Consider the following 13,942-nt stretch of genomic DNA (forward strand, 5'->3'; position numbering starts at 1 on the left):
TTCAACTCTTATGGAAGATTTCCAGGGCCGCCCGCTCGATGATCCGAAGAACGTCCATGATTTCCTGCTGCTCCGCCTTAGGAAGCTCTTGACGGTCCAGATCGTGATACAGGACCCCGTAATCCAGCCCTATCGGCCCTCCTGCCCCTACGCGCCATTGGGTGTAGTTGCGGGTGAAGAGGTTGAACGCCGACACGTGGTCCGGCCAGAGTTCTGCGCACGGCCGGGGGAAGTCGCTAACCCTTAACCCGGCCATCGCTAACGTTGCGGCTGATGGCGGCTCGAAAAGAAAAGCCGCCACAGCCTCGGTCAGTTTTTTCGGCGTTCGACTCGGATGGCGTCGTTGAAAGCGCTGGCGATAGCCAAGTCGGCGCCCGGCTGGTGCTCGCAAAGCAGATCGATCGATTCCTTGCACACGGGCATGTCCGCATCCCACTTATCGATCAGCAACAGCAACAAGTCCGCAGTGGTGATTTCGTCGTTCGCCAACTGCTGCATCAGGGCGTCGTACTCTTTGCCGGTCTTGTGCCGATACGTGACGTTCAGTTGCTGCTCGCGCCCTTGGCCGACGATGGTGATGCTGGCGTCAATGGTCGGGTTCGATTTGATCTTGAACGTCATTACGCGGCCTCGTAGCGGATGGGGTCAGCGATCAGCGAGAAGACCGCAGTGTTCTGCAAGTTCTCGTTCACCTGGCCCACGGGCACCTTGTTGAAGGAGGGGTAGGCGTAATAGAACAGCGTGGAGCCGTTGGGCAGTACGCCGCGAACAACGACCGGTTCACGCAGGCGGTCGGCCTCGATCAGTGCCGCATACCACGGCTTATCCGGGTCGTAGTCCAGCGATACGGTCATGGTCATCGCGTTCTTGAACGTGGGCTTCTGGCGCTGGCGGCTGGTGGGATCTTCGACGTACTGATAGTTGAAGAACTGTTGATCGCCGCCGGCCATCACCACGTCGCGTACTTGGTCCAACTCGACCCAGGACGTGACGGCCTGAAAGCTGCCGGCGCCCCCCGCTGCCGGGTAAAGCACTGTGCTGGTGGTGTCCACGCCCTCGAGCTCGAAGCTGTCGGCGTCAGCATTGGCGCTACGCGCGACCGTCTCGTTCAAGTTGGTCCAGGCCGATTTCAGAACCAGGATGGATTCGTCCGCCGGCGGCGTTGCCGCCGAGGCGACGGCAGGCTTCGCGTTGGTGATGGCAGTCATGGGCATCGCCGCAGCCAGCGCGGTCGAAATGGCATAGCTGGTGCCGTTGATGAAGATGGAAGACATTTGCGTTCCTCAAATGAAAAAACCCGGCGCGGGGCCGGGTCGAATGTGGAGGGTCAGAATCAGGAGGGAAGGAACCAGATACCGAAGTCCTGGCGGGTGCCGTACTTCTTGATCGCCTCTTCGTAGAGGCTGACCGGTGCGCCGTAGGGTTCCACGGCGGGAAAGTCACTTTCACAAAGCGCGGTGCCGATTGCATCCGCAATGGCGCTCGCCTCGGCGCGACTTGTGGACCAGACGTAAAGCTGCATGCGCTGGTGGCGCTTTTCGCGTCGCTTGCCTTCGACATACCACTGCTCGATGCCGCCGGCGCCTTGGTAGACAATCAGCGGAAACACCGGCTTGTCCGGCGTGACGTCCGCGTATGCCCTCCCGTCCACTAGAGGCCCCAAGAGCGTCTTCAGCTTTGCTTCAAGGCTCATCGTTCCCCCCTTGGGCGGCCAGCAACTGCGGCAATCGCTCGCGCCCCCGTTGAACCATCGCGGCTTGCGCCCGAGTCGCCGCCGCCTCATACGCGGGTCGCAAGAATGGATGGGCAGGCACCCATTTGGGCGTCGCCAGCTTGCGGCGCTTGTCGGTGATATAGCTGCCGTCCGGTTTCCGAATCACCGCGTAGATTTGCCAATGCCCAAATTCCACCAGGTGACCGTGGGGCGCTTTGCTTTTGTTCCAGGTGACGGCGTACTGGACTTCCTTGTCGGTGGAATACGCCTCTCGAAACGCCAAATAGATCGCATTGGCCAGGACGCCCTTGTGCGTGCTCACGCGGGCCTTGGCCTCGTCCCGTAGCACCTCGCCGCCAGCAACGGCCATGGAGCGCGCGAGGCTGACCCTTGCGGGACCAAGCAGGCGATCCAGACCCGCCGACCAGCCGGACGTGTCGAACGTTGCCTGTAGCCCCTTAGCCATCGCTGCCCCCTTGCTCGCAGATCACGAACGCGCTCTTTCTGTCCTTAAAGTCGCGGGTAATGCCCTTGACTTCGAAAATCTCGCCGTCGTGAAGCACGCGCATTCCCGCATCAACGCCCAAGCCCCTGGCGGCCTCAAAGGTCACCAGGAAGCTGTAACGCGCGATGGATGGCGAGACGTTTCCTTGCAAACTGGACCGAATCGCCCCGAGCCCCGTCTCGTTTGCGATACCTGCCCAAAGCACGCCGACGTCCGTCCATTCATTCAGAGGTTGGCCTGCCTCGTCGGTCTCGCCAGTACGTCGCTGCACCAGAATGCGGCGATTCCGCGCACGGGCGGTCATGGTCGCACCCGGGTGTAGGGAAACACCAAGCGCGCGAAGCCCGGGTTTTCGTGAAGAACCTTCTCGCCCGCAGCCTCGGGGTTTTCAAGCATGTCTCCCACCAACATGACAATCGCGAGCTTTAACGGCTCCGGCACTGGCCCCGGCTTGCTCGTGAACAGAATCGGGAAAGCGCCGGCTTCGCTGGTGGCTTCCCCGGGCCAGATAGGCAGCGGGGACTCTCGGCCGCCGACCGGCGTCCATTCATACGATGCCTCGGCCAATGCAAAGCCCGTTCTGCGTTCGACCAGTTCGCGCGCGGCGGTAATGACGCCGGGGATATCCTCGTCCAGTGCGTCGTGGTCAATATGCAGAAGCCGCTTTACCTGCGCCATGCTCACGGGTTCAACCGTCGCGGCAGTAATCAGGCGCAGCATGGTCAGCCTCCTGCCGATTCAACCGCTTTCGGGTGGGGGTCGATGTAGCCAGCGCCTTTCAGCGCGGAAACATGGTCGGCGTCAAACTCTCGCACTTCGCCGCACTTGCCATAGATGCTGTCGTGCAGCACCAGAGCTTTCACCCGTTCTCGGGTGTCCGGCTCGGGGGCCAGCGCCGGTGCATCGGGCGGACCCGGCAGTGTCGCCGCCGGGTCGGTGCCTCCGGCCTCACCATGCCCCGGCGAAGCGGCAGCAGGCGACGTTGTGTCCACTTGGTCAGACAGAGCGGACGGGGCCGGCGGATCGCCACTCGGCGCGGCCTGGGCTGTCGTTTTTCGTGCCATGGTTTCTTCCTTGAAAGAGAAGGCCGGCAGGATCACCCGCCGGCCTACGATCACCCGGGGCCGCTTAAGCGGCGGCGCCGTGCTGGAACAGCTTCACTGCGCCGCCCACGTCGATCAGATTGCCGCCCGAGCGCATCCACGCCAGGAAGCCAACCTGGCCTTTCTTCACGTAGGCCGAGTCGTTGAAGCGGAACAGCGTGATCGCCATCACGTCGCGGATCTTGTACAGGCTGAAATCGCCGAACGCGATGGACTTTGCTGCGGCCGCCGGCACCGGCATGTGCTGGTTGATCTGGATGTCACGATTCAGCAGGCGATCCGGCGCACCGCCGGGATTGCCCTGCTCGTATCCCGGCACGAAGATCGGGCGGCCCTGATCATCCTTGATCTTGCGAATCATCTTCAGCATGTCGTCGTGGAACATCCACTTCGCGCCCAGGCGGTACGCCGGGTCCACGCTGTGCTCGATGTCCACCAGGTCGTCGTAGGTGATCACCGGAATTGCCGAGACGGCGCCGATCTTGCCGACCGTAGCGGCGGTGACCAGGCCCATCGGGCCGGCCGTGCCGGGACCAACGGTGTAGTGGCGATTGGTGACGCGGCCAAGCCGGGTGTTCAGACGTTTGGTGATGAAGCCCTCGATGTTGGACGAACTGTCCTGCAACAGTTCCCAGGGCACGGTCACAACCTTCGAGCTGAACTTGTAAACCGCCAAGCCCTTCGTGCCAAAGCTCACGTCCTCGTCGCTTGCGGACTGGTTCTCTTCGACGATTTCGCCTTCTTCGTTCGTCCCGTCGCTGGTCGGGTACTGCATGGGTTCGCCGCCGCCGGTCGAGAAGACGTCCGCAACGGCGCGCATGCCGCCAAACGATTTCAGCGTATCGATAATGGAGCTGGCGACGGTGGTGGGCACCGTATAGCCGCCCTGCTCCGGATTCACTGCCGGGTTGCCGCTCATGGCGTTGCGGACCTGGGTCCAGTCCTCGGCGGTGAGCGCGTTGTCGCCACCACGGCACCATTTATCAAACAGTGCCACGTCGGCACTGCGGTTGCCCTTCGCACCGGGGCGGGTCTCATGCTCACGCACGCCGGCGTCATGCAGACCGCTTTCAGCCGTCAGGTCCATCATCTTTTGATGGCGCTCGATCGAGGCGTCAATGCGTTCGATTTCCGCCGTGTTGTCGTCGTACTTCTTTTGGTGGTCGGCGTTCCAGTTTGCGCCGGGGTTGTTGTCCAGCAGGGCGCGGGTTTCTTTGGCCAGCGCGTTGCGGCGCTCCCGCTCGGCTTGAAGATTGAAAGCCATAACTTAGGTTCCTTCAGTCGAAAAAAAACCGCCCGAAGGCGGTGGGTTGTCCTGCGTGCGGGAGCCGCTTATGCAGGGGTGGCCTCGATCAGCGAAAACCGCCGCTCAAGATCATTTCTTAGGGCTTGGACCTCGGCGTCATCGACACCAGACGATTTCGGGTCGGTGAGCGCTTTGGGCGCGTTCTGGTAGGCCGCCAGATTCCATGCATTTGAGGCGGCCGGCTTCTTCGCAGCAGCGTCGACGATGCGATCGACAAAGCCATGTTCCAGCGCCTCGTCGGCGCTGAACCAGGTCTCCGCGTCCATCCAGGTCTTGACCTGATCCGCCGACTGGCCGGAGCGGGCCACGTAGTCAGCCGTGATCGCGCCGTCCACCTTTTCAAGCAGATCAGCCGTCTCCCGCATGTCGGCCTTGTTGCCGATGGCAACTGTCCAGGCGTTATGGATCATGAAGAATGCCCCCTGCGTGGTCTCGACCTCGTCGCAGGCCATGCAAATGTCGGTCGCCGCGGAGGCAGCCAAGCCGTCAATATGGGCAACCACCTTCGCCGAATGCTGACGGATGGCGGTCATCATCGCGCGGGCGTCGAACACATCGCCCCCTGGCGAGTTGATGCGCAAGTGGATCGTGTCGGCCTTGATTCCAGAGAGGGTCTTGGAAAACTCGGTCGCGTCGATGTCGCCCCACCAACCGCCGATCACACCATGCAGGTAAATCGTATGTTCGCCGTTGTCCGCCTCCGCGCGCAGAGGCTTCGATTCAGAGGCGTTATCGCGCGCCAGCTGAAGCAGTTTCGGAATTTTCATTCTCTGTTTCCCTTTCTTGATCGTTATCGTCCTCGGGTGCGGGTGGAGCTTGCACGCCCGCCCGCGTCGGACGGTCAAAATCACCGCCTAAGGGCTGGAGGTTTTTCACGCGGCGGACCTCGTCCACGCTCATCCAGCCCTGCGCACCAGGCCCGCCCAGCGCCTTGGCGAAGTAATCCGCCTGAGCCTTGGAATCGCCGGCCATGAGCCCATCTGTGTTGTGCTCGGTGAAATACCGCGCGGTGCGGAATAGCTTTCGGTTCAACTCGCCCTTGATCCGCTTCAAGTGAGGGGCCAATGTGTATTTCACAAAGCCGATACCCATCTGCTCAATACCGCTACCCCAGCTGCTGGACTTCGTCATTTCACCGATCATGTGCGGCGGGACACCAAAGGCGCGCGCCATGTCGATCACCTGCCATTGCCGAGACTCCAGCAGCTGCTGGTCCACCGCCGACATAGTCAATTCTTTGATGTCCAACCCTTCGGTCAGAATCAGCGGTATACGGCGGTTCCCCTGGATACCTCCATACTTGGCAACCCAGGCGGCGCGGAAGTCTTCCTGCATGTCGAAAGACATGGCTGCTGGCGCCTTGATGGCGACTTCGGGCTTGCCCCCTTCGCTGAAGAACTTCCCGGCATGCTCGTCACCCTGGATGGCGATGCCAATGCCGTTGCGCGCGCCCCACTGAATTACGGACATCGAACTGATGCCGTTGAATCCGAATCCGGGAATGTGGATCACGTCATCCTGATCGACCGTGAAGAATCCCTTGTCGTCGTAGAAGGTGTATTGCAACCGCCGCAGCTCGCGCGGGCTTTCGCGCTCCTGCTCCCGGATCTCCACACGAGAGCGGGGCCAGGGGATAAGGTTCGTCATGGTGCCGGCACGATTGCGGACGATGTATGCAATACCATCGCCCCGCAGCAGCATCTGCGTCACCAAGAATTCCCACGCCGCAGACGCCACCCAGGTGGGGCAAAACTGCTCGTTCAGCGTCCACCAATACGCGTGGTCCACTTGCTGACGTGCCCCGGCCACGCGCTCAAAGACGGGAAGCGGCAGTTGGGCGATCGATCCGGCGATCAGCGAGACACACGCATACACGGCCGACACCCGCATTGCGGTCTGGTCATTAACCACAGCGCCGGCCGCTGTCCGAGGATCACCAAAAATCTCAAACATGCGGATGTCGGACGATGAGACCGTCCCGCCGTCGGCGATATTGCCTATTGCTGGCTCTTGTCGGCTGTCTGGCTGTACTGCCTGGCCGTCCGAGCCGAAGAATCTGGAAAGTAGTCCCATCACATCACCACGAATCCTTGTTGAATTTTCTTGGGGCCGGCCAATGGGTTCAGCGCCATCAGTTGCGCGGCATCGAAAAGCGCCATCAGCGGGTCAATCTTTGCCGTGCCGCTGGCCTGCTTCGTGATGAGAATTGAATTCGCGCGCTGCTCGATGCGCGCATTGCTGACGGCCCACGCCATCATTGGGCGTCCGCCGTGAGAAAAGGCCCCCTCCGCGAGCTTGCGCTCCACGGTCTTGATGGTGCCTCCAAGGCGCCAACCTTGCGAAACACCGACAAGAACGTTGTCTGGGATGCCCGCATCTGCAAATGCTTCCGCAAATGTGATGCCACTAGGGTCAACCCCGACCCCTTCCTTTTCGGGGAATAGCCCGGCGTCATACACCCTCTTGACGATCTCGGCCAACTCGGCCACGTCGTCCCCAATCCGGTTGACGATGACCAGGTCTTTGTCCTGCTCGAAGTCCCGCAAACGCGGCGCTATTTCCTTTCTGCGCTCCAACACGGACGGATGCGCCCAAGCTCGCCCCCAATGCAACCAGCGCCCCGTCCCAGGCTCTCGGCCTACCAACCCAAGCCCCAATAAGTCGTCTAGGCCGCCACCGTCGATACCTCCTGTTATGACCTCCACGCGAAGCAGGAAATCATCAAGGTGGCGCAGACTCGGGTCGCCATGCGCTTGCCAGTGGTCCGCCCCAGCCCAACGGTCAGACCGCAGATTCAGGCCGATTTCGACGTTGAGGTGCTTTGCCAGGAACTGCTGGAACGCGCCGTCCGTCCTGGCGCGCAGCAGCTTGAGCTGATCCTCCAGCCACTCGGCGCTGACTGAGCGGCCGATATTGGGATTGGTGAAGTAGAAATTGGCCGGGTCAAGATAGGCCTTTGCCTCCAACATATCCTCCGGGAACTCGTACAGAATGCCCAATGTCTTCGGGTCGACCACCTTCCCGTCACGGACATCGCGCCAGTACGCCAGCTTCTCTTTAAAGACGCCTGCGGGCGGGTCATCGCTTTGAGTGGTCAGGTAGATCACCCAGCCTTCATCACGCGATATTTGGCCGCCAAGCGCCTCAAGGAACATCGCCACAGCGTTAGCACGCTTGCCGAATAGCCACAATTCGTCCACCAAGATGCGACCGGACTTCTTGCCCGACACCGTGTCAGTGTCGGCAGCTACCACCTTAAGGCTATTGCGAGTCGTGCGATGGGTAATGGTGCGGATGTGGTCCTGGACGTGGAACATGTCCGACAGCTCCTCATCCGCCCGAACCATTGCCGCCGCAGGCTTGAAGCTGTTGTCTGCGACTTCCTTGGTGGGGGCCAGGATCAAGTGTTCCTCTTCCTGGCGCCAGCAGATGATTACCGCCGTCAACATGATGCCGGCGGCAATAGTCGATTTCGTGTTCTTCTTGCTGATGAGCAGCCCATATTCCCGGATCCGTTGCTTTCCGGTTTCGACGTCATATCCGCCGAAGATCGCTCGCACAAAGTCAAAAACCCATTCTTCGGAGCATTCCCCGAAGGTCTGGTGTCGGTACGTCCCAATGGCTTCGTCATAGACCTGGGCTAGGTCAACGACCTTGAGCTGCTTGAAGATGCCCAGCGCATATTCGGCTTGGTCAGGGTAGATCGGCGGCGGAATTATCGACTTGCGCGTGCGCAGGCGCTCCGCCCAATCGGGGCATGCCGTTGTCCAGGCCATGGCTTACCCTTTCCCGACGACACGCAAGTGAGGCGGCGGTTGCGGCGCACCAAACCTGCCACCGGCCGCTGCTTCGCCAGCCGCTTTTTTCTTGGCATCCTTCTTCCCCTGGTCCGCGATCTTTCCGTGGACATAGGGAACCCACGCTTTCGCTGCATCCACGCGCAACTTCATGTCCTGCCCGGGATCGTTTGCAACGGCCTTCAAAAAATCCAGCGGATCGGAATAGATCTTGCCCAAATCCGGTAGCGAAAGCGCCTTACCCGCAGCTGCGGCCTCTTCCTTCAGTTTGTTAACTTGGTTAACACGGCCCAGGGCTTCCTGGACGTCCTTGTCCTTCATGAGTCGAGACGCTGCAACGGCCGCCCCTTTCTCGCTGTAACCCGCATGGATAGCAGCTTTCGCACCGGACAGGCCCGACTGCAACGCCTGCACAAAGCGGCGCTTTTTGTCGGTTAATGCCATTAACAACCTCGGTTAACAAATCCGGTTAAGGGGAAATTTTCTGCGCGTGAGGGAACAGGTGGTTTCCAGTCCGGCAACCCGCCAGACTTTCGACCCGCCCCCCCTGCCTGCCGCCCGCCCTGACCTGTGCCAATGCCCCAGAGACCCGCGCACAGCCCCCACAGGACGCGACGGCGATACCGCTGACGCCTCGGCACTGCTTCGCAACAGCGGCTCCTACGGCCTGCTGCTGACGTGTGCGGACAGGCCGAGCCTGATTCTCCGTTCAACCTTGGCCATGTTCGGCATTGCGCCGGTCAGGCGTGCCGCGACGGCGACCCCGGCCAGATACCAGCGTACCCACCACGCGACGCGAATGGATAGCTTGACTGTGTGTTGTGCCATTACGTCCGGCTCCTGTATCCCATGTCCTGCCGCGTCTTGACGTCGTGGCATCCGACCTTGCGCCCGAGAGCATCGCGCGACACGCACAACACTTGCGAGTTCTCGTCCGTGTCGGTCCCCCCATCGTTCAGGCTCACCTTGTGGTCCAGCTCGAACCCGTAGGGATACACGGTCAGCGCGCCGCAACGCGCACAATGCGGGTCAGCAGACCAGAGACGCAACCGCCGCTCTTGCAGCTTGCGCCCCGTCATGCGCTTGGCGCCAGGTGTAGCAGCGATAGGAATGCACTCGCTCACCGTCGCCAACCGCGGCTTCAGCGCTTTCAGCCTTAACTTTTCCATCTGACCCATCTCGTTGAAGTCGCCCTCCACGACATGCGCGACATCCGGTTTGATGTGTGCGACAGGTGGCCGAGCTTGAAGGTACGTCGGCTATCATCATCTGAAACTAGGAGGGAGAAATTGGATATCCAAACACTTTCGCTCGCCATATTGGGCGCTGTGGTCGGAATTGGAATTGGCCGCCTCTCCACCGAACCTTTCAATCAAGGTGAAGGGGACGAGCCCGACGATGATCCCGATGAGGGTGCAGGTGGTCACCCAATTGGCACCATTTCGGGCGACGTTCTATTAAAGGCGCAGTTGGCCGTTGAAGCGGAACGTCTTTCTGTCGAACGTGACTATGCCAAGAGCCTTGCCACAGTTTCCATTGCGGGCATTGCCGGGGCTGCGGCCCTGCGTCAGATTGACGTTATTGGGCCACGCATGGCAATCGTAGTTTGCATGCTGTTATTTGGCGCTCTTGTATTGGGCGTCGGCACGCTTGCGAATCAACACGGTGCTTTGTGCCGCAGAGAAATCAGGATGAGAAGATCTATCGAGGCAGGTGAACCCTACATGCTGAAGATGCCGCAATCTCGTCACGGCATAAGGCGCCAGAGAAAGCTGAACTTTGCTTCACTTTCATTCTGCGCCGCTCTGCTTATCGTGCTTGCCTCTATGACCATGCACACCGCGCCAACGTGCCAGCAAATACACAACAATTGGTCGGGACCAAGCTGGATGAAATCAATGGTGTGCTCTGATCTTGGCCGAATGTTCGCCAAATGAAAAACCCGTTGACTTTCGCACGACGGGTTTGTCTGGACGCAGTAATAGACCGTATCCGTTAGGTGCCCATATTGGGGGAAAAAAACCCAATGGTCAATGTCTTTTATTTTTCGAGGTCAGCTGCATCAACCAAACCTGACGCCTGAAGTCGGTCAGAAAACGCACGGCTTGCCTGTTGATGCAGTCCCGGCGCACTGTCCGCTCCCCCGAAAAGCCACCGCTTCAGCTTCGCACTGTGCGCCCCCGCCGTCTTTTCATCAACGTCATGACGCGCGGCCAAATCAGACAGCGTGACCTTTGCACCCATCAGCCGCTGAATCAACGCGGAGCGCAAGCGCCCGTTCGACACGCAGCCCGACAGCGCCCCAGCTGCGGCAGCCGTTGTCACCTCGCTCATTGCGTCCTGCCACTCGGGATTAACTTTCCGGCCGACGCAACATGCCGCCATGCATTCGCAGGGGATTTCCGATTGGGCAGTGCTGGCAATCAGCACCGCGCGAAACAGTGGCGGCAGGCGCGCAAGCTCCGCGCGGATCATGCCCGCCTGCCCTGCCCCATCAACGCCCGATAGTCCCTTGCCTTTGCCTTCCGGCTTGCCTGACATCGCCTTGTTCATCAAGGGCCGGTCATATTGCTGCATCGAGTAGTTCAACGCGTAAACCAGCGCGGCGTGGGCGCTACGGAAAAGCGCCTCGGGCTTTTCTTTCACGGCCGGGGCCGAGGGTACGCGGGAGAGCGAAAGGGTAGTCATCAGTAAATCCCCGGAGAAAAAGTCACTTTGGCGGGCAGCATTTCCCGCATCCATTGCATTGCTGCGTCCCATCCCAGGGTCACGGTGTGCCGCCCCCGGACAGGAAAAATCCTTGGGTTCACGTCGTGGGCATCGACCATCACCGATTCGCCACGCGCCCCCGTTTGTCTGTAGATCAGCACCGGTACGCCCTGCTCGCCTGCCTGCTGCTGCGCCTGGCGCCACCATGCAGGCAGACAGAGCGTATTGGCGTGCTTGCATTCGATGCTGATGCGCGAGAAGGCCGGATCGTCTGCAACCACGTCGCTATCGCCGACCGCGTTGCGCACGCGCCGCCGCCAAACCTTCCCGGTCGCCTCTGTCAGCATGTTGGCCACCTTGCGCTCAAACGCGGCGCCCTTGTTGCGTGCCATTGCGCCGCTCATGGTTGCGCCCCCTGCCCCGCGTCCAGGCGCAGCGCGTTCCGCGCCATCGCAACGATGCCCGGCGAGTAGCGTTTGCCTTTGGGGTCCTGGGTCTCGGCGATGATTCGCTTCCACCCACGCAACGGATCGCGGCCGGACTGGTTCATGATTCCCGTCGCCCCGATCTTTCGCATTTGCTCTTCAGCCTGGGCGCGACTCATCGCCGTAACGGGCGGCGCTGGCAACGCTTTGACCATGGCGGGAATCGGCTTCCATTCGCCACGGGCAAGAACCTCATTCAACGACCGTTCCCAGCGGGCCTTCATCGTCGTGTACGGGCAATGCTGAAGGTCATGCGCCCCCACCTCTACCGCCGCCCAGAAGATGGCCGGATGCGGCCAGGTCCCCGGCTCGCCGTTGTGCCGGGCGGCCATTCCTGCGACCGCCGTGTAAAACGCCACCTCGGGTTCAAGCGCCGGCCGGCAGGCCCGAATGAACTCGCCCACGCTGGGCGGCCAGTCGGGCGACATGCGACGGCATGCCCGGAGCCCTTCGGCCACGTCCTGCGGCGCCAGGTTCTCTTCGTCGAACGCTTCCGCCCAGGCCTCTTTCCAGTTCTCGATGCTCTGCATGTCCGGGAAGTCTTTCAGCCAGCGCCCCCCATACGTGCCCGAAAGGCGATTCCAAAGGTGGTCGATCAGGGAAATGCCTTCCAGCTTTGCCATCGGCACGGCCCACATGGACCGGTTAGCCGTCGATTGTGCGACCGTCGTCATAGTCGTGGCCTCCTTGGTTTCGATTGCGGTTCACGTAGTCGGTGGGGTTGAACTTGCCGGGACGCGGTGCGCCCCCTGTTGCTGCGCCGCTCGGCGCAAACAACCCTTGCCAGCTTTTGCCGATTGCGTGCGTGATGACAGCCTCCGGCGTGTGGCCTTGCTTGCGGTATCCGTCCAGGTCCGTCACCTGCTGCTTGGCGGCCTCTTCGGTCAGCGGCTTGCGGATCTGCACGCGGTGACGAACCCAGCGCCCCCACAGGTCGGCATCCAGCCAATCCGGCAATTCCACGCTCATCGGGTCGAACCCCGGCGAGCGCTTGCGCACGCCCTTAGGTTCATTGACGGTTCCTTGACGGTTCAATGACGGTTCGGGTGCAGCACGTTCACCCCGTGACGTCGTCAGATTCACCCCGTGACGTCGTGAGCTGCACCCCGTAGCGTCGTCAGATTCACCCCGTTCGTTACGGGGTGCAGCAGGTTCGCCCCGCTCGTCATCTTTGGAATGTTCCACGCGGGGTGAAACTGGTGCACCCCGTGAAAGATCAATGTCGTAGCAAACCGGACGCTGATCGGCACGCCGGATGTAGGCTTTGACCAGATCCTGATTGCCGCGCTGAATTACCTTTTGGGTTTCCAACTCACGCAGCTTGTTCTGCACCGTTCGAGTGGACAGCCCGGTGTCTTCCGCCAGAGTAGCCACAGAGGGGAAAGCGCCCTCACCCTTTGGCCCCGCGTAATTGGCAAGGCACAACAGCACGTGACGGGCGGATGCCTCGGTCACAATCCTTTGCGCCAAGGCCCATGTCATCGCCTGAACGCTCATGACGACTCTCCATACAAAAGTTGAAACCCCTGCTCGGCCTCATCAGGCCACTTGCCTAAGGCAATGATCCGCAGGCGCGTAAGGCGCAAGCCGGGGATGAAATAGCTAAGCTTGAGCGCTGCCGCTGTCCGTGATTGATCAATGAACCAATGGCACGGCCCGCAGCCGAAGGCGATACACCAGTCATGCGCTTTGATTCCCTTTCCCTTGCCATCGCGCAACCGGTTGGAGTGGCAGGCAACTGTCGTCTCCTTGTCGTACCGGCAATACCCGGGAACGCGTAAGAGACATTCCTCGCCTTTGGCAAGATCAAGCAGCGCCTGGTTGCGATAGATCGTCTTGGGCGGCTTCTTGCCCTTCTTGCGCGCCTTCATAGACGCGCGCGGGGGCGGCATGGGGGCGGTGGCCCGAATCGGCGCGGCACGCATCATCGGCGTGGTGCTGCGCTTCATCGGCGTCTTGTTCTTGAGGGGCGTGCGGCGCATCAACGACATTCCGCCCCCGGCTCAGCCTTGACACGCCACCAGTACGGGAACTTCCAGCCATTCGTGCGCCGAACGATCAGACCCGCCCGAGTGGCATCGAACAGGAACGAATCAACTGCGCAGGCAGCAGCATCCGAGCGCTTCGTACTGCGCCACGGATTCACCGGCACAAGCGCCGGCTCGACGATGCTCCGCAAGGCCGGCACATCAACACGGCGCGGGGTGTTGATAATGGCCTGCTTGACCGCTTCCACGGTTTCAGGCGGCACCCGATACCCTCGGAACATGTGCAGGCAGTCAGCCATAGATGCCGCTCCACTTCACAAACGGCTTTCGCACGG

21 protein-coding genes are annotated in these 13,942 nt (G+C 61.0%); 1 reads left to right on the forward strand and 20 read right to left on the reverse strand.

The annotated features are described in order from the left end of the window. Window position 1: 1 nt before the first annotated feature. The 14 genes from DVB37_RS16280 to DVB37_RS16340 form a co-directional block, all read right to left on the reverse strand. On the reverse strand, window positions 2-196 hold the full coding sequence (locus tag DVB37_RS16280; RefSeq protein WP_240433898.1) for a DUF1799 domain-containing protein: 195 nt from the start codon (window positions 194-196) through the stop codon (window positions 2-4). A 113-nt stretch (window positions 197-309) separates the two neighbouring features. Beyond that, a complete protein-coding gene (locus tag DVB37_RS16285; RefSeq protein ID WP_046806244.1) occupies window positions 310-621 on the reverse strand; it encodes a phage tail assembly chaperone in 312 nt (103 codons plus the stop codon). Next, window positions 621-1,274: a phage tail protein gene (locus tag DVB37_RS16290; protein ID WP_120156193.1), complete on the reverse strand. Its 654-nt coding sequence runs from the start codon at window positions 1,272-1,274 to the stop codon at window positions 621-623. Before DVB37_RS16290 ends, DVB37_RS16285 begins: the two co-directional genes overlap by 1 nt. Before the next feature lie 59 nt (window positions 1,275-1,333). Beyond that, window positions 1,334-1,693 (reverse strand): DUF3168 domain-containing protein, encoded by a 360-nt coding sequence (locus DVB37_RS16295; RefSeq protein WP_046806246.1) that lies wholly within the window; start codon window positions 1,691-1,693, stop codon window positions 1,334-1,336. After that, window positions 1,683-2,180, reverse strand: a complete 498-nt coding sequence (locus DVB37_RS16300; RefSeq protein WP_120156194.1) for an HK97 gp10 family phage protein — start codon at window positions 2,178-2,180, stop codon at window positions 1,683-1,685. The genes DVB37_RS16295 and DVB37_RS16300 overlap by 11 nt, the downstream gene beginning before the upstream one ends. Beyond that, window positions 2,173-2,523, reverse strand: a complete 351-nt coding sequence (locus DVB37_RS16305; RefSeq protein ID WP_120156195.1) for a phage head closure protein — start codon at window positions 2,521-2,523, stop codon at window positions 2,173-2,175. The genes DVB37_RS16300 and DVB37_RS16305 overlap by 8 nt, the downstream gene beginning before the upstream one ends. Further along, window positions 2,520-2,939, reverse strand: coding sequence for a head-tail connector protein (locus tag DVB37_RS16310; protein WP_120156196.1), 420 nt, complete (start codon window positions 2,937-2,939; stop codon window positions 2,520-2,522). Before DVB37_RS16310 ends, DVB37_RS16305 begins: the two co-directional genes overlap by 4 nt. A 2-nt stretch (window positions 2,940-2,941) precedes the next feature. Continuing rightward, entirely contained in the window at window positions 2,942-3,283 is a 342-nt protein-coding gene (locus DVB37_RS28390) for a hypothetical protein (protein ID WP_162941226.1), read from the reverse strand. Window positions 3,284-3,347: 64 nt separating this feature from the next. Beyond that, window positions 3,348-4,586 carry a phage major capsid protein gene (locus DVB37_RS16315; protein WP_120156197.1) on the reverse strand — a complete coding sequence of 413 codons (1,239 nt, stop codon included), beginning with the start codon at window positions 4,584-4,586 and terminating at the stop codon, window positions 3,348-3,350. 68 nt (window positions 4,587-4,654) lie between these two features. After that, window positions 4,655-5,395, reverse strand: coding sequence for a head maturation protease, ClpP-related (locus DVB37_RS16320; protein ID WP_120156198.1), 741 nt, complete (start codon window positions 5,393-5,395; stop codon window positions 4,655-4,657). After that, window positions 5,358-6,701, reverse strand: a complete 1,344-nt coding sequence (locus tag DVB37_RS16325) for a phage portal protein (RefSeq protein ID WP_120156199.1) — start codon at window positions 6,699-6,701, stop codon at window positions 5,358-5,360. Before DVB37_RS16325 ends, DVB37_RS16320 begins: the two co-directional genes overlap by 38 nt. Further along, window positions 6,701-8,404 (reverse strand): terminase large subunit, encoded by a 1,704-nt coding sequence (locus DVB37_RS16330; protein WP_120156200.1) that lies wholly within the window; start codon window positions 8,402-8,404, stop codon window positions 6,701-6,703. The genes DVB37_RS16325 and DVB37_RS16330 overlap by 1 nt, the downstream gene beginning before the upstream one ends. 3 nt (window positions 8,405-8,407) lie before the next feature. After that, window positions 8,408-8,869 (reverse strand): terminase small subunit, encoded by a 462-nt coding sequence (locus DVB37_RS16335; RefSeq protein WP_120156201.1) that lies wholly within the window; start codon window positions 8,867-8,869, stop codon window positions 8,408-8,410. Window positions 8,870-9,252: 383 nt separating this feature from the next. Then, complete coding sequence (locus DVB37_RS16340; protein ID WP_240433899.1) at window positions 9,253-9,624, reverse strand: HNH endonuclease; 372 nt, start codon at window positions 9,622-9,624, stop codon at window positions 9,253-9,255. 90 nt (window positions 9,625-9,714) lie between these two features. On the opposite strand from DVB37_RS16340, the gene DVB37_RS16345 reads away from it, so the two are divergent. Beyond that, window positions 9,715-10,362 carry a hypothetical protein gene (locus tag DVB37_RS16345; RefSeq protein WP_120156202.1) on the forward strand — a complete coding sequence of 216 codons (648 nt, stop codon included), beginning with the start codon at window positions 9,715-9,717 and terminating at the stop codon, window positions 10,360-10,362. 103 nt (window positions 10,363-10,465) lie between these two features. Here DVB37_RS16345 and DVB37_RS16350 read toward each other — a convergent pair whose 3' ends face one another. The 6 genes from DVB37_RS16350 to DVB37_RS16375 are packed head-to-tail and all read right to left on the reverse strand — an operon-like array spanning window position 10,466 to window position 13,906. After that, window positions 10,466-11,113 carry a hypothetical protein gene (locus tag DVB37_RS16350; protein WP_120156203.1) on the reverse strand — a complete coding sequence of 216 codons (648 nt, stop codon included), beginning with the start codon at window positions 11,111-11,113 and terminating at the stop codon, window positions 10,466-10,468. Continuing rightward, window positions 11,113-11,526, reverse strand: coding sequence for a hypothetical protein (locus DVB37_RS16355; RefSeq protein ID WP_120156204.1), 414 nt, complete (start codon window positions 11,524-11,526; stop codon window positions 11,113-11,115). The genes DVB37_RS16350 and DVB37_RS16355 overlap by 1 nt, the downstream gene beginning before the upstream one ends. An 8-nt stretch (window positions 11,527-11,534) precedes the next feature. After that, window positions 11,535-12,293: a replication protein P gene (locus DVB37_RS16360; RefSeq protein ID WP_162941227.1), complete on the reverse strand. Its 759-nt coding sequence runs from the start codon at window positions 12,291-12,293 to the stop codon at window positions 11,535-11,537. Continuing rightward, window positions 12,265-13,116: a helix-turn-helix domain-containing protein gene (locus DVB37_RS16365; RefSeq protein ID WP_120156206.1), complete on the reverse strand. Its 852-nt coding sequence runs from the start codon at window positions 13,114-13,116 to the stop codon at window positions 12,265-12,267. Before DVB37_RS16365 ends, DVB37_RS16360 begins: the two co-directional genes overlap by 29 nt. After that, window positions 13,113-13,601, reverse strand: a complete 489-nt coding sequence (locus DVB37_RS16370; protein ID WP_240433900.1) for a nuclease domain-containing protein — start codon at window positions 13,599-13,601, stop codon at window positions 13,113-13,115. The genes DVB37_RS16365 and DVB37_RS16370 overlap by 4 nt, the downstream gene beginning before the upstream one ends. Beyond that, window positions 13,601-13,906, reverse strand: a complete 306-nt coding sequence (locus tag DVB37_RS16375; protein WP_120156208.1) for a hypothetical protein — start codon at window positions 13,904-13,906, stop codon at window positions 13,601-13,603. The genes DVB37_RS16370 and DVB37_RS16375 overlap by 1 nt, the downstream gene beginning before the upstream one ends. Window positions 13,907-13,942: the final 36 nt, after the last annotated feature.

The organism is Achromobacter sp. B7 (assembly GCF_003600685.1).
Classification (GTDB): Bacteria; Pseudomonadota; Gammaproteobacteria; order Burkholderiales; family Burkholderiaceae_B; genus Achromobacter; species Achromobacter spanius_B.